Annotated in this window: 22 protein-coding genes and 1 pseudogene; 7 read left to right on the top strand and 16 right to left on the bottom strand. The window is 64.2% G+C overall.

The window, feature by feature from the left end; all coding sequences use genetic code 11:
* The first annotated feature begins 62 nt into the window (after window positions 1–62).
* From V7793_RS04905 to V7793_RS04880, 6 genes are all read left to right on the top strand, one after another.
* Window positions 63–743, top strand: a complete 681-nt coding sequence (locus V7793_RS04905; RefSeq protein ID WP_335581655.1) for a hypothetical protein — start codon at window positions 63–65, stop codon at window positions 741–743.
* A gap of 8 nt (window positions 744–751) precedes the next feature.
* Window positions 752–1,981 (top strand): hypothetical protein, encoded by a 1,230-nt coding sequence (locus V7793_RS04900; RefSeq protein WP_335581654.1) that lies wholly within the window; start codon window positions 752–754, stop codon window positions 1,979–1,981.
* Entirely contained in the window at window positions 1,965–2,522 is a 558-nt protein-coding gene (locus tag V7793_RS04895) for a hypothetical protein (protein WP_335581653.1), read from the top strand. The genes V7793_RS04900 and V7793_RS04895 overlap by 17 nt, the downstream gene beginning before the upstream one ends.
* A gap of 28 nt (window positions 2,523–2,550) precedes the next feature.
* Complete coding sequence (locus V7793_RS04890) at window positions 2,551–2,811, top strand: hypothetical protein (RefSeq protein WP_335581652.1); 261 nt, start codon at window positions 2,551–2,553, stop codon at window positions 2,809–2,811.
* 66 nt (window positions 2,812–2,877) lie between these two features.
* Window positions 2,878–4,110: a LysM peptidoglycan-binding domain-containing protein gene (locus V7793_RS04885; protein WP_335581651.1), complete on the top strand. Its 1,233-nt coding sequence runs from the start codon at window positions 2,878–2,880 to the stop codon at window positions 4,108–4,110.
* Window positions 4,100–4,372, top strand: coding sequence for a hypothetical protein (locus tag V7793_RS04880; RefSeq protein ID WP_335581650.1), 273 nt, complete (start codon window positions 4,100–4,102; stop codon window positions 4,370–4,372). Before V7793_RS04885 ends, V7793_RS04880 begins: the two co-directional genes overlap by 11 nt.
* A gap of 117 nt (window positions 4,373–4,489) precedes the next feature.
* On the opposite strand, the gene V7793_RS04875 is transcribed toward V7793_RS04880, so the two are convergent.
* The 15 genes from V7793_RS04875 to V7793_RS04805 form a co-directional block, all read right to left on the bottom strand.
* On the bottom strand, window positions 4,490–5,350 hold the full coding sequence (locus V7793_RS04875; RefSeq protein ID WP_335581649.1) for a hypothetical protein: 861 nt from the start codon (window positions 5,348–5,350) through the stop codon (window positions 4,490–4,492).
* A gap of 98 nt (window positions 5,351–5,448) precedes the next feature.
* A complete protein-coding gene (locus V7793_RS04870; protein ID WP_335581648.1) occupies window positions 5,449–6,054 on the bottom strand; it encodes a hypothetical protein in 606 nt (201 codons plus the stop codon).
* A 234-nt stretch (window positions 6,055–6,288) separates the two neighbouring features.
* Window positions 6,289–7,716 carry a DUF3987 domain-containing protein gene (locus V7793_RS04865; protein ID WP_335581647.1) on the bottom strand — a complete coding sequence of 476 codons (1,428 nt, stop codon included), beginning with the start codon at window positions 7,714–7,716 and terminating at the stop codon, window positions 6,289–6,291.
* A 279-nt stretch (window positions 7,717–7,995) separates the two neighbouring features.
* Window positions 7,996–8,703, bottom strand: a complete 708-nt coding sequence (locus V7793_RS38095; protein WP_443057840.1) for a histone-like nucleoid-structuring protein Lsr2 — start codon at window positions 8,701–8,703, stop codon at window positions 7,996–7,998.
* Between the two features lie 96 nt (window positions 8,704–8,799).
* Window positions 8,800–8,988: a hypothetical protein gene (locus tag V7793_RS04855; protein ID WP_335581646.1), complete on the bottom strand. Its 189-nt coding sequence runs from the start codon at window positions 8,986–8,988 to the stop codon at window positions 8,800–8,802.
* Complete coding sequence (locus V7793_RS04850) at window positions 8,988–9,434, bottom strand: hypothetical protein (RefSeq protein WP_335581645.1); 447 nt, start codon at window positions 9,432–9,434, stop codon at window positions 8,988–8,990. Before V7793_RS04850 ends, V7793_RS04855 begins: the two co-directional genes overlap by 1 nt.
* Window positions 9,434–9,685, bottom strand: coding sequence for a hypothetical protein (locus V7793_RS04845; protein ID WP_335581644.1), 252 nt, complete (start codon window positions 9,683–9,685; stop codon window positions 9,434–9,436). The genes V7793_RS04850 and V7793_RS04845 overlap by 1 nt, the downstream gene beginning before the upstream one ends.
* On the bottom strand, window positions 9,682–9,984 hold the full coding sequence (locus tag V7793_RS04840; protein WP_335581643.1) for a hypothetical protein: 303 nt from the start codon (window positions 9,982–9,984) through the stop codon (window positions 9,682–9,684). Before V7793_RS04840 ends, V7793_RS04845 begins: the two co-directional genes overlap by 4 nt.
* Before the next feature lie 93 nt (window positions 9,985–10,077).
* A complete protein-coding gene (locus V7793_RS04835; RefSeq protein WP_335581642.1) occupies window positions 10,078–10,614 on the bottom strand; it encodes an antirestriction protein ArdA in 537 nt (178 codons plus the stop codon).
* Window positions 10,615–10,616: 2 nt separating this feature from the next.
* Complete coding sequence (locus tag V7793_RS04830; protein WP_335581641.1) at window positions 10,617–10,853, bottom strand: hypothetical protein; 237 nt, start codon at window positions 10,851–10,853, stop codon at window positions 10,617–10,619.
* Window positions 10,835–11,155 (bottom strand): hypothetical protein, encoded by a 321-nt coding sequence (locus V7793_RS04825; RefSeq protein ID WP_335581640.1) that lies wholly within the window; start codon window positions 11,153–11,155, stop codon window positions 10,835–10,837. Before V7793_RS04825 ends, V7793_RS04830 begins: the two co-directional genes overlap by 19 nt.
* Before the next feature lie 5 nt (window positions 11,156–11,160).
* Window positions 11,161–11,688: a hypothetical protein gene (locus V7793_RS04820; RefSeq protein WP_335581639.1), complete on the bottom strand. Its 528-nt coding sequence runs from the start codon at window positions 11,686–11,688 to the stop codon at window positions 11,161–11,163.
* A 20-nt stretch (window positions 11,689–11,708) separates the two neighbouring features.
* Window positions 11,709–12,065 carry a hypothetical protein gene (locus tag V7793_RS04815; protein ID WP_335581638.1) on the bottom strand — a complete coding sequence of 119 codons (357 nt, stop codon included), beginning with the start codon at window positions 12,063–12,065 and terminating at the stop codon, window positions 11,709–11,711.
* Window positions 12,066–12,151: 86 nt separating this feature from the next.
* Window positions 12,152–12,934 carry a hypothetical protein gene (locus V7793_RS04810; RefSeq protein WP_335581637.1) on the bottom strand — a complete coding sequence of 261 codons (783 nt, stop codon included), beginning with the start codon at window positions 12,932–12,934 and terminating at the stop codon, window positions 12,152–12,154.
* 209 nt (window positions 12,935–13,143) lie between these two features.
* Complete coding sequence (locus V7793_RS04805) at window positions 13,144–13,560, bottom strand: hypothetical protein (protein ID WP_335581636.1); 417 nt, start codon at window positions 13,558–13,560, stop codon at window positions 13,144–13,146.
* Between the two features lie 3,073 nt (window positions 13,561–16,633).
* Between V7793_RS04805 and V7793_RS04800 the strand changes: the two are divergent.
* Window positions 16,634–17,905, top strand: a pseudogene (locus tag V7793_RS04800) (uracil-xanthine permease family protein); the annotation flags it as partial.
* A gap of 45 nt (window positions 17,906–17,950) precedes the next feature.
* Here the strand turns inward: V7793_RS04800 and V7793_RS04795 are convergent.
* On the bottom strand, window positions 17,951–18,948 hold a 998-nt coding region (locus V7793_RS04795), incomplete at its 5' end, for an AAA family ATPase (RefSeq protein WP_335581635.1).

Below are 18,948 nucleotides of genomic sequence, written 5' to 3'. Positions count from 1 at the left end.
AGATTTGGGACGGTCAGGAGTGGCTGACCAAGTGGCCCGACCCCGTGTACTACCCGGCCTGGGTGGACTCCAACGGCGCCATCAAGGATGGCGAGTACCGCACGTTCAAGCTCCCCCAGGGGATGCGCCTGGGCGATTTCGTGGTCACGGTCTGCGTGTCCCGCAACTCGATGCCGCAGCTCCTCAACCCGTCCGGGAATCTGACCGGCACCAAGCAGCTCGCCTCCGGCACGTGGGTGTCCTGCGTGATGTTCCGGTACGACGGCGAATGGAACCTCCGCAACGGTGACTCGGTGCGCTGGAAGGTTCCGGGCGGTGGCGGTGCCACGGTCGCGAACTACGTGTACCGGGGAGCCGAGACCCGCAACATCCCGATCACCCCGTTCTACGAGGTGAAGGAGTACGCGAACGTCAGCGAGGTCCCCCTCAACTCCCCTGCCGGGAACACCACGTTGTACCTGGCGCTGACCGAGGCGAAGAACCTCACGAACGTCCGCTTCCCCGAGGGCGTCACCGCCCGCAAGGACGTGAAGGGCCAGTTCGGGGAGTTCCAGCTCCTTCTCCACTCCGGCGACATGCCTGGCACGGGCAGCGAAGCGTTCGGCAACGTCCTCTTCGACACCACGGTGCCGGCCGCGGCCGTCATCACCATCAAGATCCCCGGCGATCCGAACGGCCAGGGCGTCTGGGTCCTCGGTGACCCGGCCGCATCCATTCTCGGCAATACGACCTATCTCCTGTGAGGTGAAACATGCCCAAGCCCGCACTGACCACGTGGGGTAAGCGGGAGGTGGTTACCCCGAAGGCGATGACAGATCGCATAACCGCCCCGCAGAAGTATTACGGCAAGATGCCGTACTTCGCTGCGCAGGGCTGCGCCAGCAACACGAGCACTCCTCGAACCGGAATGGCCCTCTACAAGGGGAAGCACGTGGAAGTGCTGTGGCCGGCAGCGAAGGTGAAGAAGTTCGGATTCACGACTTCCAGCGACGGCAAATACTTCATCATCCCCGAGGACGGCGTGTATCACGTCCACTTTCAGGCTTCGACCTACGGGAACAAGAACCGCATCACGGGAAACAACATCAACGTCTACATCGAGGCGGAGAACAACGCTCCCGGAAACGGTGCAGTCGGGGAACTCGGTGTCGTCATCAACCAGCACCTGACGACGAACTTCTACCACACGACCCCGGTAGCGGTGACCGAGTTCTTCACCAAGGGCACCAAGCTGAAGGCCAAGGTGTACCTCGACGGCGGCGCGGAAGGTAACTGGGTCATCGCTGACGGCGCGGTGGACACGGCCTTCTACGCGTTCATGGTCTCCCCGAGTTCGGAGGGCTGGCACTACGCCACCCCTGGGCCGGCACCCGCCATGAAGCGGTGGACGGACAACGAGTTCATCGACGAGAAGCGCATGAACGAGCAGACCACCGACCAGTTCAACGCGCTGGAGAACCGGGCTCGGGTTACCGGCCGCGGAGTCACCTTCAACTGGAAGGGCCAGCGCGAGGACAAGAACGCCGTCACCTGGGCGGGCATGTACCGCAACAGTGTGGTGTCCGGCTGGTTCCAGGAGGCGGAGGCCGCGCCCGGCTGGGGCGCCAAGACCGCCGTGAACATCCCCTGGGACGGCCTCTACCTGGTGTCCGCCTTCGGCAACGCACGGCACAGTGCGCAGCCCATCGCGAACGTCCAGTACATCTACCAGTTGGGCCTTTACGGCAGTGGTGGCGCGACCGCGAAGCCGATGCTGCTCACGCAGGGCGGTAACGCGCGAACGAACCATGAGTCCGGTCAGGTCATCAGTGACGTGGTGTTCCTCCAGGCCGGCACCAAGCTCAACATCCGGTTCTGGGGCGTCAACACGGCAACGAACTGGGACTCGGGCCGTGACGGCAGTGGGACGGTGAACGGAACTCGCTGGTGGAACTTTGCGATCACCTACCTCGGAAGGGGGACCTATGGCAGCGGTGGATGAGAGGTGGAGCAGTCGGCAGAAGATCGACGCGGCCACCCTGAACCGGGCGTCCCACGCACCCATTCAAGTGCTGGCCAACCCCCCGTCCTTCCGGGCGGTCGGCCTCACCAACGACAATGTGACGGGCCAGGTACCGATCACCTGGAAGTCGTACGACACCAGGGGCGGGTTCACCTCGAAGGACCGGATCGACTTCAAGCCTCCGGTGCCCGGCATCTACTGGGTGAACTGCATGGCGTCGATGACGACTCCGGCGAACTGGGACGGCACCACGAACACGGGCACGCTGCTGCTCCAGGTCGGCACCACGCAGGGCTCTTCGAGCCCGACCGTCTTGAAGGGCTACACCTCGACCAAGGTGAAGGGCAGCTACCAGGCCGCGCGCACGTCCGGCCTGATGTACCTGAACGGCAGCCAGACCCTTTGGGCCTCGATCCAGGGCTATGGCGGTACGTGGACGAAGCCGAAGTCCAGCAACCCGGATGAGTCCCTTGCCGTTTTCTCCGCAGTCCTGATAGCCCCTGACGCGACCAGTTTGTGAGGCCGCAATGAGCACTACATCTCTCATATTGGACATCTTCGGAATCGTCGGAATCCTGGCCACCGTGATCGGTGGCTTTGTTGTTGTCCGGGCGGCGAAGGAAGCCAAGACCGCGGAAGTGTGGAAGGCCGAGGCCGAAGCGCAGAAGGCTCGCGGTGACCGACTCCAGGATGACCTTACGGAAATCAAGGAGCGGTTGAGGCGGATCGAGAAGGAGAACAATCGTCTCCTGGAAATCCTCTCGATCATTGATCCCGAGAAGCTACTCGCGCTGAGGCGCGACCTCTAAACAAGTCCAACTCGCAGGGGCCTGCCTTTCGGTGGGTCTTTTTTTTTATGCCAGTAGGGAGCCCTCATGACGTATTCACCGGCCGAAGCAATCAAGCAGGCCCGCAAGCATCTCGGTTATCGGGAAAAGGGCGAGAACGACACGATCTTCAATCGCGAGTACGGGCGCATTCCCGGCTATCCGGAGGGCGGCTACGGCTACCCCTGGTGCCAGTCGTTCATGTCGTACGTCCACCGTCATGCCGGTGGCCGCAAGGACATCGACTACCCGTACACGGTCGGCTGTGCCGTCGCGACCGCATGGTTCAAGCGCAACGGGCGCTGGTCGAGCACGCCGCACGTCGGGGACATGGTGATGTACGGCCCGAACGGTGGCACGCACGTGGAGATGGTGACGGCCGTCGAGCCGGGCCGTATCCGGACCATCGGCGGGAACACGGGCGGCTCGATCAATGGGGCGTACTACAACGGGAACGGCGTCTACGAGAAGTGGGTCAGCCGGTCCAGCTCGAAGATTCACGGCTACGGCCGGCCCAAGTACCAGTCCAGCGACCAGCCTTCAGGCGGTGGCGGTGGTGGCGGTACTGCCACGGGCGGCAAGTACAAGATCAGCAAGGGGCAGACGCTCGCCGGTATCGCCGCGCTCCTGGGCGTGAGCCTCGCGACGCTCCTGGCGCTCAATCCGCAGATCAAGAACCCGAACGTGGTCCAGCCCGGCCAGGAGATCAACGTCCCCAAGCAGGTGGAGAAGCCGAAGCCTCCGACCGACAAGCCGAAGCCCAAGCCGAAGCCCAAGCCGTCGAAGCCTTCGAGCGGCACGTACAAGGTGAAGAAGGGCGACACCCTTGGGTCGATCGCGAACCGGCACGGCATCTCGCTCGCGCAGCTCCTCGCATGGAACCCGAAGTACAAGGCGAACCCGAACTACATCGTGGTGGGCGATGTCGTCTCGGTGAAGGGGCCGGCCAAGCAGACGAGCACTCCGCGGCCGACCCCTCCCCCGGTAACTCCCAAGCCGACCAAGCCGGTTGTCGAGCAGCCGTCGAAGCACGAGACGCACTGCGAGTGCTGCGGCCAGCTCGACGGGATCAAGAAGGAGCTGGAGGAGATCAAGGAGGCGGTGAAGCCGAAGCCGACTCCGGAGCCGACCCCGCCCCCGACTCAGGACCCGACTCCCGAGCCTCCGTCCAAGGACCCGACACCTCCGGCGCCGGTCCATCCCGAGCAGTCCAAGCCGACCGACATCCCGGTTGTCCCTCAGCAGATCCTTCCCGCCTCGGAGGTGGCCCTTGCTCCGTAACCACATCGTCCGCTTCCTGGGTGTCCTCGCGGCGTTCACGCCGCTCCTGGTCGCCCGCTTCCCGCAGGTGGACTGGGTGACGCTGATCCCCTTGTCCATCGCACTCCTCGGTGGCGCTGAGGCTGCTCAGCGCATGGAGGACAAGAAGACTGCGGAGGCCCTGATGGAGCCCTCCCCTGATCTTGCTGCCGAGGTAGCGCAGGCACGGCTTGCGGCTGCCGAGGCAGAGCACGCTTCCAAGGTGGGGACCTTGGAGGAGTAGATGAGAACGCCCGCGAATGAATGAACTAACCGTGGCACAATGGTTGGTACGATCTGGGCAAATAAAAAAGGACCGGGCACCCCTTCATGGGGTGCCCGGTCCTTTTGTGTTTCTGCTTCAGTACAGGCCGCCCGCTCCAGTGCGGCGGCGAGATCCGATCACGGTCCCGGCTATCCCGAGGGCCAGGGCGCTCGCGGCGGCGATGCCGGCCGTCGAGTTGAGGGCATGGACGCCTTGCTGGGCCATCTTCACCACAGGTGACTCCGGCTTCCCTACAGCCGCGTGGGTCGCTTCCCCTGGGTCCACCTTGGTCAGCGGTCGCACGCCGCCGACTGGTTGGAGGGCAGCGAGGTAGTGCTCCTCCACCACACGCTTGTGGTCCTCTTCCTTGGACGCCTCGCTGGCCTTGTCCTCTGGGTCGGTGTCGTCCGGCTTCGGGACGAGGCCCTGCCGCTCGGGCTCCTGGTCGTCGCCCTCGGACTTCTTCGAGGGTTCCTGCGACGGCTCGGGATCGGGCGAGGGCTTCGGAGTCTCCTTGCCGGGGTCCGGCTTGGCCGTTTCCGGGTCCGGCCGGGGCGGAGGCGGCGTCGGCGGAGTCAGCATGTAGCCGACCACGGACCCGTCCGTCCAGGTGACCGAGCCCCATCCGGGCATGGGCCCCTTGGTGATGGTGAATCCCGACAGGGCCTCGGGGGCGTAGGCGAAGACGGGCAGGCCCCGGTACACGTCCACCTTGGCCGCACCCTGCTTGAACAGCTTCTGCCACAGCGCGCCGAACTTGGCCTCGTTGCCTTCGGGGTCGGGGCTCGGCTCGCCCGTCTCCTCCCCCGGTTCGGTGATCGGCTCCTCGATCCCAGTCGAGGGCTCGCTCGTCGGCTCCGCGAAGGCCGCGGTGGGCATGAAGGGTGCAGACGCGAGTCCAGCGACCGCAACCACCATGCCCAGCCTTTGCAGGCAGGGCAGGGTGCGCTTGTCCACAAGGCTCCTTTCGGGGTGGAGGGCCTAAAGATCCTGTCAGCGGTTGGGATGTGATCTTGCTAGCGAAGGTCCTTTGTCATCAGGACTTTCGTCCCTGGCTATGCGTTGGTGTTGCCGTTCGCGACGATCTGACCGTCAGCGTTGTTGACCTGGTAGTACACGTTCCCGTCGTCGTCATAGTTCTCGGAGATCCAGTCCTCGAACATGCCGCCGATCAGCTTCCCGGAGTCGTGCTTGGCGTAGCCGGAGCCGGTGAAGTCGGTGGCGATGTCCACCATCCCGTTCACGCGGTCCCAGGTGACTCCGCGGAACTTGGTGACGTGCTCGACGGCCGCCTTCTCCTGCGTGGTGCCGTGCTTCTTCACGTACTGCTTGAAGTCCTCGATCGGGGTCGGCGTCTCGCCGCCGGCCTGCGCAATGCACTCGTCGAGCTTCTTGCTGTCGGTCGAGTCGCAGGGGTCCTCGCTCTTGGAGGGCTTCACCTGCTTCGAGATGTCCACTGTGGGAGACGGCTTCGCCTCGACCTTGGGCGTCTTCTCCCCGGCTCCGCCGATGGCGGCGCCTATGCCGATCAGTACGACGGCGCCGAGCGCGGCGAGGGCGATCTTGCCGCCCTTGCCCTTCTTCTGCGGGGGCGGTGCAGGTGCCTCGGACTGCCACTGCCCGTTGTTGTTGGTCCACTGCTGCGGGTTCGGCTCGTTCATGATCCTTAACCTTTCCTTATGCCGAAGGGACTCCTGGCGGGCAGGAGTCCCGTCTTCGACAGACGAAAGGCCCCGCATCAGCGGGGCCTTAAGTCACAAAGTGGGCGCTACACGTACTTTTGGGTTTCACGCGTGGTCACTCCTTCCAGATGCCGTCCGACCAGCGTCGGACGAGTTCGGTGTATCGGCCTCGAACGAGGCGCGCGGGGCGACGCTGCGGCATCGCGTTCGGCGTCACAGGAGATCGGCCATCGGGTTGGCCGGCCGCTCGCGGACCACTGCGGGCTTGGTGGCCGGCGCCTTCTTCGCAGGGGCCTTCTTCACTGCCTTCTTGGCCGGTGTCCTCTTGCGCACCGGCTTCTTCTCCGCCTGGGCAGGCACAACGGACAGCTTGGGTCGCTCCTCCTCCATCTCCGGCTCGTCCTGCTTCTTGCTGCTCTCCGGGTCCACGAGTCGGATGATGAACGAGGGCGCTCCGCCCTTCGCGCCCGAGCCCTTCCGCTCCATCACCACGTCCGGCATCTTCTCGATCGCAGCCGTCAGCGAGTCGGCGTTGCCTCGGGTACCGAGCGACCGAAGGATGAGCGTGCGAGTCGCCTCCCCACCGAAGCGCTGAAGCGACTCACGGATGATCTGCTCGACCGGCTTCATCTGCCGACCGGTCCCGGACTGGGCCTCGTTGATCAGCTTCTCCGTGCACGCCATGCTGTACTCGATCATTGCGTGCGCGGCCTTCCAGGCCCGCAGCGAAATCACGGTCTTGCGCTCCGCGGCCGTCAGCAAGCACGCGATGCGGAGCAGGTTCTCGTCTCCTCGCTCGATGAAGCACGACACGTTCTCCGGCAGGGCCGCGCACCGGTCATCGAACTCCAGGCGGTACGCGTCATGCATCTGCGCCGCCTCCGGGGACAGCTCCATCTCCCTGACCTTCTCCCGAGCCCAGCGGTACGCCTTGGTCAGGGCCGGGGACTCCTTCACCGCGTCGAGCGGACGCTTCACGTCGGAGGGCAGGTTCTTCGACTTCTCCACGATGAAGTGCGGGATGCGGTTGAACGCACCGCCAAGCGCAACCTCCGGCTTCACCAGAGGCGACCAGCGGCCAGGCTGGATGTGCGCGTGGTACCCGAGCAGCGGGCGCTCGATCCTCTGTTCCTCGCGCTTACCGCCCTTGCCCTTGGTGGTGTTGGCGACGGCCACACCGTCCCAGGCGTTGATCAACTGATCGTGGTAGGTGGCATCCCGGTTGGCCCGCTTGAGGATGGACGCCCATTCGTCCTCCGCGATCATCACGCGACCGTCCCGGCCGTCCTCGGAGGTAAGCGACTCCTGCTCGACCTCGAACAGGGTCGTCACCAGTGCCGGCCCCGAGCTGATGCCCTTCCGGCTCCTGGTGGACAGGAACGCTCCGATGGACGGGTCAACGATGGCTCGCGCGGTGGCGAGCGCGAAGCCCTTCCGTCCGATCTTGGACCGGCCGACCAGCGCCGACCAGAACACGGTGGGCCGCCCGTTGGGCTGGAGGACCTGACCGTTCACAGCTGCCGACCACAGAGACAGCGTGGCCGCGTACACCCCGATCGGGTCGGCTTCGGTGTGCGGCATGGCCGCTGCAACGGCCTTGCCCAGGGGGCCGTACTGCATCGCCTTGAACTGCTCGCTCATGACTGCGTGGACTCCTTCTGACTAGGCCGCGACAGCGGCAGAGGTGGGGGTGAACAGGTCCGCGAAGTACGCGGCGAAGCGGTCGGCGTGCTCCTGGCACAGGTCGTAGCTGTCCGGGCCGACCGTCAACTCTGTGACTCCTTCAGTGCTCTCGCCCTTGGCTGCACACGCGTCACAGGTGATTAGCTCGATCATCTTCCTTGCCATCGTGATCCCTTTCGTCCGATGAGCCATGAAGAAGGGGCCGCCGTAGCGGCCCCTCAACAGAGCTGATCGGTACTAGCTGCGCACCGCGTAGGCGTAGCGGCCGAACGCAGTGACCTCGTCGTTGTCGTCGATGAACTCGAAGTTCCGAAGCCGGGCACCAGAGGTCCCGAGCCCCTTGACCTTTCCGTCCTTGCCCGTGGGCAGATCGCCCGTGAGCTGGCCCAGCACCTTGAGGTTGAAGCCGGTCAGGCAGTGCACGCGCTCAAGGAGCGTCATGTCCTCGATGCGGGCGGTTCGCTCGCAGCCCGAGCCTTCGCGCTTGTGCCAGTTCGACTCGCGGCCCTCCGGGACCGGAAGCGCCTGGTAGTGCTTGGCCGCCTCTTCCTCGCTCTCGATGACGGAAGAATGCGAAATCGTGGCGGGAGTGACGGGAGTGACGGTTCCGCCGACCGCTTGCCGGTAGGCGACCTGGATGTGTTCGGGGATGCGGCCATAGGCGTTGACGTCGTAGCCGTTCTCCCGTGCCCAGGCCCTCACCGCGTGCTTGTCCAAGCGGTCACCTGACCGGACCGGCTTCCGGCCGGCCTGCCCCTGGGCCTTCCGTCCGGCCTCGATGTACGGGGCCAGGAGCGCGCGCAACTCCGCCTCGTTGTCCCCGGTGAGGTCGATCTCGTACGAGGTACCGTCGATCCCGAACGTGACCGTCTGGATGATGCCGGGCTCGGTGCTCTCCGTGCCGTCGAGGTCGTCAACGTTGACAACGAGAACCTTGGTAGCCATGACTGAACTGCCCTTCTGCGTGGGTGGGTTGGTGTGACCGACCGGCCATGGCAAAGGCCCCGACCGAAGTCGGGGCCTCACCAGAGCTGTTCGGGGTTAGTCCTTGCGGATCGCGATGATCTCTACCTCGTCCGCCCGCTCGACCGTGCCCAGGTAGGCAATCGCGAGCATCCGGGGGAAGTCCTCCAACGGGTTCCGCCCGTCCTCAAGGAGACACGGCCGGGACACCGGCCCGCGCTCCCCTTCGAGCCTGAACTCGACGCGCCAACGCTCGATGCCTTCCATCACTGCTCTTTCAGTTCGTAGGGCTGCGCTGCAAAGAACTTCATGTGAAGTGCCTTGATCTCTTTGCGCCTTGCTCGCCTGTCCGGCCGGTTGTAGGTGCCGGGCAGCACCGAGACAGCGCGGTCGATCAGCAGATGCGGCGAGCGGTTCCGTACGTGCACCGCGCAGCGCTCGCAGGCGGCCCACGGGTCCGAGAACACGCGGGTGAAAGGCCCGTCCAGCATCACGATCGCTTTGACCGTCTCGAAGGCGGTTGAGGGGTGGTCCGCAGAGCAGAAGTCGCACACTCCCCGGAGCCGGCCGGGGTCCACGGGTACCGGCTCGGGGTCGTGGTCCCACTCTTTCCCGACCCATGCCGGGTGCGCGTACGTGACGACTCCCGTGGCGAACGGCATCGTGGGGTTGAGCGACGTACAGCAGCGGTCGCACATCATCGGGTCGAACATCACGCCACCGCCCGAGCGTCCGCGATGAGTGCCCGCCTGGTGCTGACGTACCGCTCGGCGGCCCGCCTCACGAGGACAGCCGTAACGCGCGGCTTGTCGTGGAAGCGTGAGCGGCTGACGTGCTCCCCGATCGAGGCGAACAGGTGGTGTATCGACCGCATCCGGGTCCTCACGTCGTCGTGGTGCGCGGCATCCTCCGCCGCGTCCAACACGGAGTCCTCAAGCTCTATGTAGTCCTTGATCCGGCTCACTTGTCGGCCCCCATGCTCCAGGCGTTGAACTGCTCCTGTATCTCGCCCATGACCCGCGTCAGGGTCTCGGCGTCGCGCCAGAACTCGACCCGGCTCGCCTTGCCGACCCAATACAGTTCGCGGCCGGTGAGAATGAACGAACCATCGGGGTCGGCCGTCTCCAGTGCCTTCCATGCGTCCCAGAGGCCGTCCGCCGCCCGCTCCGAGGTGCAGGCGCGGCGAGCGGCTGCAACCGCGCTGTAGAGGCTTTCGCGTGATCCGTCATCGAGCGTGAACCGGATGTGTTCCTGGCCGGTCATCGTGCGTTCCTTTCAGTCGGGCCTAGGTGGGTCCTAGAGGCTCGACACCAGAGGCTCACATCCCAACTTGAGCCCCTGATGTCCAACCGCTAGTCAGTCGTTGCTCATGAAGTGCCAGGTACCGGCGCCCGCGTAGATGGCGAACGTCGAACCGCTCAACAGGCGGTCCCTGGCCTCACTGCGCGCGATGGCGCTGCTGTGCGTGCGGAAGCGCTCCGGGAGTTCATCCCAGAACCAGTCCTCTTCCGTGAGGATGTACGAGGCCAGCGCCGAAACCTCGTCCAACTCCTCTTCCGCCGTACCGATGAACCGGTCCCGAATGTGGTCGTCCAGGTCTTCGGCATCCACACCTTCCGCGTGGTAGTGCGCGACCACGGAGCTAGGCCACTCGTCCAGCGCCGCCGCGATGGCGTGCACGTTCTCTATCGACTCGTACTCGCCCAACCGGATAGAGCCAAAGTCGTCATAGTCGTGAATCGCGAACTCTTCCGCGCCTTTGATCGGGGAGCTTTTGAGTACCTGCGTGATGCCCTCGTAGATGTCATCCGGGTCCTGCGTGGCGTCCAGCCACTCACCGTGAAGGATGCCGTTGTTGTACGAGGCCAGGCAGGCGACATAGATGCGGGACATGGTTAGCGGACCTTCCAAACGTCTTTCAGGGGGATCACGTTGATGTCGTGCGAGCGGTCAACTGCCTTGTTGCAGTAGGCGCCTTGAATGACTGCGTGCGTGATGTTGTCGCGCTTCATCTTGGGAGCGCCGTAGATGACTCCCCGGATCGTTCCCGAGAGCCTGTGCCCGTACATCGAGCGGTACTCGACGCGCATACCGATCTCGACTGCGGCCGGGCTCACCATCCCGACCACCACGAGCGGACCTCTTCCGGGTCCTCGTCGTAGCACTCGGTAATGACCTCATCCAAGGTGTAGTGCGGGTTCTCCAGAAGGGTCATGACCGCGTTTACGACCATGTTCATCAGGTCGGAGTCCCGTTCGCTTCCGGTGAGTTCATCGACCACCAGGTCTACGCCGTTGTTGACTGCGTTGGATATGTCCTCACGGGTCCAGACGTAGACCGGCTCGTGAATCTCTCCGGTGAGCGTCGCCGCACGCTCGCCCATCTTCACCACGTCGGAACCGATCACCCTCGTGATCTCGTTTGTTACCGCCATCGCTCTTACTCTCCGTCTCGTACAAGGGGTGCGTGTCCGTGCATGACTGCGATGTGGGAGAGGTAGGAAGCGACCTCTTCCCCGAACGTCTCGACCGCCAAGCGGTCGGATTCGTCGGAGGCATCGGAGGCATTAGGCGCCCACACGTGGAACGTCACGGGCTCGTCTTGGCCGTCTGCGCGTACGTCGTCCGCGCCTTCCTCCCACCAGTCCGATTCCCAGTCCATGACGACCGTGTACGGCCGGTCACACCCCCGGCCGGCCTGAGTCAGGGCCTGGAACTCCCCCAGGAGCGAGCGCAGCAGCTCGCGCGAGTCGGGGCCTGTGCCTTTCAAGCGCCACTCGCACTCGTGCATCTTGATCCGGGCGATTGCGTCGCGGAGCGTCTTGGACGCTGCCGACTCGTCTACCGGCTCCGGGCACACGTGCCGTTCGTTCTCGCAGTGACCGCAGAACACGTCGTCATCCGGCCCCGCGTCGTAGTCCGACGGGTACGCCCCGAGGTCCATCCGACAGTCGGAGCACTCGACCATTCCCCGAGCGTTGACCCGCATCACTGGTCACCCTTCAGGAAGGCTTCAAGGGCGGGCAGCTCGCGAGCGTGGAACTCCCTTACGGCCTCTTCCTCGCGCTGCTCCTCCTGTGCTTCCTGGTACTCCTCCGAGAAGTGCAGGAACCCGGCGCGCACGAGTGCGCACGGGTCAAGGTTGTTGAGCGCGGCCAGGTGGAAGAGGTTGGCCAACAGGTCCCCGCCGATCTCCACCAACAAGTCCGGCGCGATCTGCGCCGGTCCCTCGAAGTAGTCGCGCTGTCCGGTCTGCTCTCCGAACGCTTCGCACGCCTTAGCGGCCCACTCCGCGCGTGCCTCGTTCTGCTCCGCGTACGTCCGCTCCCACAGTGGCGACGACATAGCGTTTCCTTTCGTTCGTACTCTCGCCTGATCTGAGAGTCCATAGACAAGCTCACATCCCAACTTGTGAGCCTGCCTAAAGAGCATCAGATGCCGAGCTTGACCCCACCGTGAGGCCAGCGAATCGGGTAACAGGTCTCGCAACCGCGCTGAATCTCCCGCAGGTTGCCGACCGTGGGATAGAGCGACATGTGCCGCATGGTGTCCACGTACAGCGGGATGCACTCGCACTCGCCCTCTTGCTCGCGCTCCGCGCAGTCGTAACAGACCCGCTCAGACGGGTACTCGCCCGTCTTGATCCACTCGGCACAGTCCATGCATTGGCTGTACTGGAGTGATGCCATCGCGTCTTCAACGTCGCAGGATGAGCAGTTGGAGCAGTGCGGGACTTCCGGCATTTCCCGGATCACGTCGTCTGCACTCACGCCGTCCGGGAGCCGGTACAGGTCATCAATCATCCGTACCGCGTTGTCCCATTCCAGTTCGGACAGCCGCTCATCATCCAACACCGGGTAATCCGCAAGGCTGCGACCGATGCTCTCGGCTATCGCGTGCCCGGCCTGATTGGATGCGTCCCACACGATCCAGCCGTTGACCTCGTGAGTCTCGACCCCGGCCGCCTTGAACGCCTCTAGCGTCGCCTCATAGTTGACCCTGAGCACGTTCTCTCGACAGTCGCAGTTGTAGTAGCCGTACGACGACCACGTTTCGAGCGGTTCGCCCGTGCCGTCATCCACCAGGCCGAAGCCTGCCCAGCACATTTCCCGCGCCTCTTCCGCGAAGTCATCGAGGCTGTGCCGGTAGTACGGCTGACGCTCCGCGTAGTCTTTCGCGAAGTCGTTGAACTTCACATCCAGGATCACAGTCATGATCGCGCCTTTCCTTGTCACTCTGGCCTGTTGCTAGAGCGCCATACCCATACCCCCAAGGGTCACATCCCAACTTGAGGGTATGAGTAAAGCGCGCTACCGCTTAGCTATGCGCGTGGCAGGATCTTTTAAGCCGGTACATGTCGCCCACCTCCCTAATCTCCAATGGTCATCAGCGTTCACCTTCCGCAGCCACGAGCCGCGCGTCATCAGAACGCCGCCCCGTACTGCACTCCGCCCGTTACCTCTACGTCCCAGCCGTCCCACACATCCGGGGCCTTGAACATGACCTCATGTGCGTACTCCAGTGCGCCACGACTGTCATGCGCCCACACGTGGGAGGGGACGTTCCGCTCATCCTTGTTCGGGTGCGAGAACGTCACGTAATACTGATTCTTCGCGCCCTCATCCTGAGACAGGACCGCATCCGGGATCATCCGGAACGCGTCACGCTCACTCTTCAGAAGGGGCAGGCACGCCTTACAGCGGCCGTGCTCTTTACCCGTGTCGGACCACGTTCCGACGTACCTTGCTTTGCGGGTGATTCCCCACATCTCACAGACTGCACAGTTCATCTCTGCGCCTTTCTCTCGCGGTATCAGAACCTCTCTGACACTCACCCCCACACAGCCAGTCTCAGACGCTTAGAGACACGCCTAGCCCCGTCGCTCATGGCTTAGTGGCTACGTGCTGGACACGTCATGTTGGTTGGATGTGTGAGAGTCAATCTCAGATGGTTGCGGGGGTAGCTTCCCCGCTAGCTCGAATGTCTGACCTATCCATTGCGGGCCGGTCAATCTCCCGCTATCCGCTCACGTAGCGCGCCGGTCATCGCAGGAATCACCCCGCTCGGGTTCGCACTCACTCCGGAGCTATTCGCTTCACTCCGTGTGGCCTATGTGATGTCCCTAGCTGGTATCCCTGTAAGCCCTGTATGGGCTCTTACACAGAGACCTAGCACTAGTTCCTAGGTGGTTTGGGTTTGGCCCTTAGAGGGCCGCTCCGCTCGCTTTCCGCATCCCCCGTGTGCTGATCTCCCGTTCCGCATCCTCGCTTGGCGAGTGGTACTAGGGGCGCTTCCCGGTGGGGCGTTCCTTGCGATGACCTAAAGGTGTCACATCCCAACTTGGTTCGCAACTCCATGGACACGTCAATAGCGGTATCCACTCAGCACGCAACCCTTTGATTTCAAAGGAACTGCGCGCGATGACACAACACGCACACTCAGTCAATACCGATGTGAGTTGCATGTATCACATCCCAACTGCCCAAATGGGCTCTTGATGCACAAGCACCCTCATTAGGCAAGGGTCAGTAGGGCACGAATGCTGTGGCGCTTACCACTCACGCATCACCCCTCTAAGCCCCTATTTGTGCCCCATGTCACACCTATGGGCCGCTTAACTCACCCCGTAGCCTCCCCCATGTGAGACTGATGTCACATCCCAACCGGGATGACCAGCGCTCATGACCATGCACGCACCGCAATAGGTATGCCGTAACGCAACGCTCGGGTCTCATAACCCCCGGAATACGGTTAGTTCATTCATTCCGGGAAGGTATTCAGCCCTAGCCAGAATGCCTATGCGGATTCCTGGGTTCATTCACGCACACATTCATGAATGAACTAACCCTAATACAAACCCTGATACATAGACGGGGGTAATACCTGTGCATTCATTCAAAGGACCCACCAGGGGTGCCTTCCTTCGATCATGTACGGGTATGAACGAACCGCTCCGTCTCGTTGATTTGGTCCCCTGCCGGCCTCCGGGCCTCAAGATCCGCCGTTTCGGCCTGCCGGCCTCGGCCCCGGTGCTAGATTCCGCGGCATGAGTCGATTTTGGGTTGTGGCCTCTGTCGGCCGCCAAGGAAACCTGAGCTGCGATGTGGTGGAAACCGAGCAAGAACACACGCCGCACAAGGCCAAGGAGGCATTGACCTCTCAGCGAGAGAACATCGCAAGGGTTGCCGTCTTGGGTCCTTTCGAGAGCAAGGACGATGCTGAAAGGTCTCGGTACGAGCTTGACGGCGTTCTCGCGATGCTGACCCTGGACACCCCTTAGAAGTGATCCGGGCCACTCTTTGAAGGGTTTCTGTCCCCCAGACCTTCAGGTGACACCGACATTATTAGTGAGGAGGGTTATATACCTCCTCACGTCTGGCCAGGGTCAGGTCTTTAGGCCGAGATCCACCCCTCCCCTTGAAGGGAGGGCGGGGCATCAGCCATGACTTTGGAAGGAATGAGCTAACCAGGCCCGAAGTCGAGGCGGGCCTGGCAGGATCAGCGCATGGATCAGGGGATAGCTGCCCTCTGGGCAGCCGGCATAGCCGTGGTTGGCGTCATCATCGCGCTGGTGGGAACCCGGTGGCAGTACAAGGCAGCTATGAAGCAAGCCGACGCCGCGACCCGACAGGCCGATGCAGCGGTGCGGGCAGCAGTACAGCAGGCTCAAGCTGCGATCCAAGCAGCGCAACAGCAGGCCGAGGCAACGATCGAAGCCGTTCGCGCGCAGGGTCGTGACCAGAATTCCCTCTGGCGGCGAACGGTTCGCCGGGACGCATGGGTCTCATTCCTGGCTTGTGTCGACGATGTTGAAAAAGCAATAGGGAAAATGACGAGCCGTACCACTTACTTGCAGGGGTCACGTCCTACAGATTCTGAGGTACTTAGTCACATAGACGAGGTCGGAGCGCTTCTGTCAACAGAAGTTGCCCCACGATTTGCCGTCCTAGAACTAGAAGGGCCTCCACCCGTCACGGCAGCGGCGCATGCATGGCGACAGCAACTGAATGCTTACCGCATGTATGGCCATGGGTTCGCGTGCTCGCAATACGTACAACACGCTTTGTCCGATGCCATGCAAACCGGGTCCGCCCCACCTGAAGTGGAGGCCGTCTATCAGTGGCTGGGCGCCAGAGCGAGCACCCCGGAAGGACCTCTAAGTATCGAACGTGACCGAATCACACTACGGACGATGCTTGAGGCGACTGGGCTGTTCTCCCCCAGAATGATCAGGACGGCCGTTCGGCACCTGACTCCACCGCCCGACGGGGATCCGAACGATTTGAGATCTCACCGAGCAATCTGTCAGGACAAGCGCTCAGCTTTCGTGGCCGCCGCGCAAGCCCACCTAGACGGGAACCAGAGCTAGCGAACGTCGTCCTACTCCGAGGTTCCGCCATCGAGCAACGGTTACTGAGACGTGCCCGCCAGCCCCTTCACGGGGGCATGAACCTTGGCGCCAGAATGAATGAACTAACTCTGATACAAATCTTGATACAAACTGAAGAGGCCCCTTAGAAGGGCCCCTTCTTTTGAAGATCATCAAGGGTTAGAGTTCCGTTCATGGATCTTGGTCAGCGCAGAGTCATCGGTGACAGGCAAATACCCCGGCAAGACATCCCGGAGAGGACTCCAGCCGAGGCATTCCTGCACAACACTTTGGCCAACATCGCCTCATGGAGAGCTTCGGAAGTGGCCTCGAAGGCCGTGGAAGACGCCCAGGACGAGGTGGCGGTGCGTCTGACGCCCCAGGAGTTCGAGCACATCGTCCGGCTACTCGCTGAGGACGGCTCGCAACGCTCCGTGCAGCTCCTCGACGACCTGTCGGACGACGATCAGGAGCGTCTTGGGGACGTTTCCGCAGGTGAGTGGGTGTCTACGCCCCTCAAGATCGCCCATGATGTACGCTCTGAGCCACATTCGTGGCCCCGGTCCTCATGGGCCTGGACCCCAACCTCGCGATCATGATGTCGGGCGTCGCCACCATCCTGTTCCTCCTCGCGACGCGCGGCCGCGTGCCCAGCTACCTGGGATGCAGCCTCTCCTTCGTCGGCGTCGCCGCGATCATCCGCGCGCAGGGCGGCGGCAGCGCGGCCGTCACCGGTGCGATCTTCGTGGTGGGTGCGGCGCTCCTGCTGAGCGGCCTGGTCGTACAGAAGTTCGGCGCGAAGATCATCCATGCGGCGATGCCGCCGGTGGTCACCGGCGCCGTGGTCATGCTGATCGGCTTCAACCTGGCGCCGGTCACGGCCCGCACGTACTGGCCGCAGGACCAGTGGACGGCGCTGCTGACGATGCTCTTCACCGGCCTCGCCGTGGTGTGCCTGCGCGGCTTCTGGTCGCGCGTCGCGATCTTCCTCGGTCTGGTCTTCGGCTACGCGATCTCGTGGCTCTTCGACCGCCTCTTCGGCAGGATCCACTCGGTGAACGGCGGCCCCGAGGCCGTCGACCACTGGCGCCTGGACCTGTCCGGGGTCTCCAAGGCCGACTGGATCGGCCTGCCGTCGCTGCACGCCCCGAGCTTCGGCTGGTCCGCCGCCCTGGTGGCGCTGCCGGTCGTCATCGCGCTGATCGCCGAGAACGCCGGCCACGTCAAGGCCGTCGGCGAGATGACCGGCGACCGGCTGGACGACCAGCTGGGCACCGCGATCTCCGCGGACGGCGTGGCGACGATGCTCTCCACCGCCGTCGGCGGCCCCGCCAACACCACGTACTCCGAGAACATCGGCGTGATGGCGGCCACCCGCGTCTACTCCACCGCCGCCTACTGGGCCGCGGCCGGCTTCGCCCTCCTCTTCGGCATCTGCCCGAAGTTCGGTGCCGTCGTCGCCGCGATCCCCGGCGGCGTGCTGGGCGGCATCACCGTCATCCTCTACGGCATGATCGGCCTGCTCGGCGCGCAGATCTGGGTCCACAACAAGGTCGACCTGCGCAACCCGCTGAACCTGGTGCCCGTCGCCGCGGGCGTCATCATCGGCATCGGCGGCGTCAGCCTGAAGATCAGCGAGAACTTCGAGCTCAGCGGCATCGCCCTGGGCACGATCGTGGTCCTCTCCGGCTACCACGTCCTGCGCGCCCTGGCCCCGGCCCACCTCAAGACGCAGGAGCCCCTGCTGGACGAGGGGACGAGCAGCTACGACGCCCAGGCGGAGTCCGCCGCCGCGGGGGAGAAGGACGCGGGGTAGGCCGCAGCGGTGAGGGTCCGGCGGAAGGCGGGGCGCCCGAAGCCGTTACGGTGACGGGTCCTGAGGGTCGCGGGACCCGTCGCGCCGGGCGCCCCAGCCGGGCCCCGACAGCACCTCCCCGTAGGCCTGCATCAGGTCCGGCAGGCGCAGCGTGGCCAGGTCGTCGCGGGTCGGGGTGCCCGGGTAGCCGGACAGCCGCAGGTCGCGGTACGCGCAGCTCTTCTCGTACAGGGTACGCAGGAAGCGCCCGTTGCCCAGCTCGTCGATCCAGCCCTGGGCGACGACGTGCGCACTGATGCTGCGCAGCTCCTCCAGGGCCTCCTCGTCCCAGCCGTCGCCGTTCTCGGAGGCCAGCACCTCGCCGATGCTGGTGAGTTCGGAGGGGCGGTAGCTGGGGAAGTCGACGCGGGTGGTGAAGCGGGAGCCGAGGCCGGGGTTGGTGGCCAGCAGCCGGTCCATGCCCTCGGGGTACCCGGCGAGGATCACCACGAGCCGGTCGCGGTTGTCCTCCGCGCGCTTGAGCAGCACCTGCAGGGCCTCGTCCCCGTAGGCGTCGCCCTTGGAGTAGCCGGAGTTGGAGAGGCTGTACGCCTCGTCCACGAAGAGCACCCCGCCGAGCGCGGAGTCGATCAGCTCGTTGGCCTTCACGGCCGTCTGGCCCAGGAACTCGCCGACCAGGTCGGCGCGCTGGGCCTCGACCAGGTGGTCGCCGCCGAGCAGCCCGAGGGCGTAGAAGACCCGGCCGAGGATCCGGGCGACGGTGGTCTTGCCGGTGCCCGAGGGGCCGGAGAAGACGAAGTGGCGCTTGGGGGGCTGCACCGGCAGCCCCTGACCGGCCCGCAGCCGGGCCATGTGCAGCTGGGCGGAGAGCGCCCGCACCTGCCGTTTGACGGGCTCCAGGCCGACCATCCGCTCCAGCTCCGCGAGGGCCTTGGCCAGCAGGACCGGGTCGGAGGGGCCCGGCATCGGCTTGCCGGTGGGCTGGGCGGGAACGCGGGCCTTGCGGCGCACGTCGTCGGGCCCGGCGTCCGTCTGCAGGGTGC

It is taken from the genome of Streptomyces sp. KLMMK, assembly GCF_036961605.1.
Lineage (GTDB): Bacteria > Actinomycetota > Actinomycetes > Streptomycetales > Streptomycetaceae > Streptomyces > Streptomyces telluris.
The sequence above is the reverse complement of the archived record's forward strand: the minus strand, read 5'-3'. Positions and strand labels throughout refer to the sequence as shown.

Coding starts and splice junctions, on each gene's coding strand:
- V7793_RS04895 (WP_335581653.1), top strand. CDS start 1,965: ATGGCAGCGGTGGATGAGAGGTGGAGCAGTCGGCAGAAGATCGACGCG.
- V7793_RS04825 (WP_335581640.1), bottom strand. CDS start 11,155: ATGGCGGTAACAAACGAGATCACGAGGGTGATCGGTTCCGACGTGGTG.
- V7793_RS38095 (WP_443057840.1), bottom strand. CDS start 8,703: ATGGCTACCAAGGTTCTCGTTGTCAACGTTGACGACCTCGACGGCACG.
- V7793_RS04885 (WP_335581651.1), top strand. CDS start 2,878: ATGACGTATTCACCGGCCGAAGCAATCAAGCAGGCCCGCAAGCATCTC.
- V7793_RS04850 (WP_335581645.1), bottom strand. CDS start 9,434: ATGTTCGACCCGATGATGTGCGACCGCTGCTGTACGTCGCTCAACCCC.
- V7793_RS04870 (WP_335581648.1), bottom strand. CDS start 6,054: ATGAACGAGCCGAACCCGCAGCAGTGGACCAACAACAACGGGCAGTGG.
- V7793_RS04855 (WP_335581646.1), bottom strand. CDS start 8,988: ATGGAAGGCATCGAGCGTTGGCGCGTCGAGTTCAGGCTCGAAGGGGAG.
- V7793_RS04815 (WP_335581638.1), bottom strand. CDS start 12,065: ATGTCGTCGCCACTGTGGGAGCGGACGTACGCGGAGCAGAACGAGGCA.
- V7793_RS04820 (WP_335581639.1), bottom strand. CDS start 11,688: ATGGTCGAGTGCTCCGACTGTCGGATGGACCTCGGGGCGTACCCGTCG.
- V7793_RS04810 (WP_335581637.1), bottom strand. CDS start 12,934: ATGACTGTGATCCTGGATGTGAAGTTCAACGACTTCGCGAAAGACTAC.
- V7793_RS04900 (WP_335581654.1), top strand. CDS start 752: ATGCCCAAGCCCGCACTGACCACGTGGGGTAAGCGGGAGGTGGTTACC.
- V7793_RS04835 (WP_335581642.1), bottom strand. CDS start 10,614: ATGTCCCGCATCTATGTCGCCTGCCTGGCCTCGTACAACAACGGCATC.
- V7793_RS04840 (WP_335581643.1), bottom strand. CDS start 9,984: ATGACCGGCCAGGAACACATCCGGTTCACGCTCGATGACGGATCACGC.
- V7793_RS04865 (WP_335581647.1), bottom strand. CDS start 7,716: ATGAGCGAGCAGTTCAAGGCGATGCAGTACGGCCCCCTGGGCAAGGCC.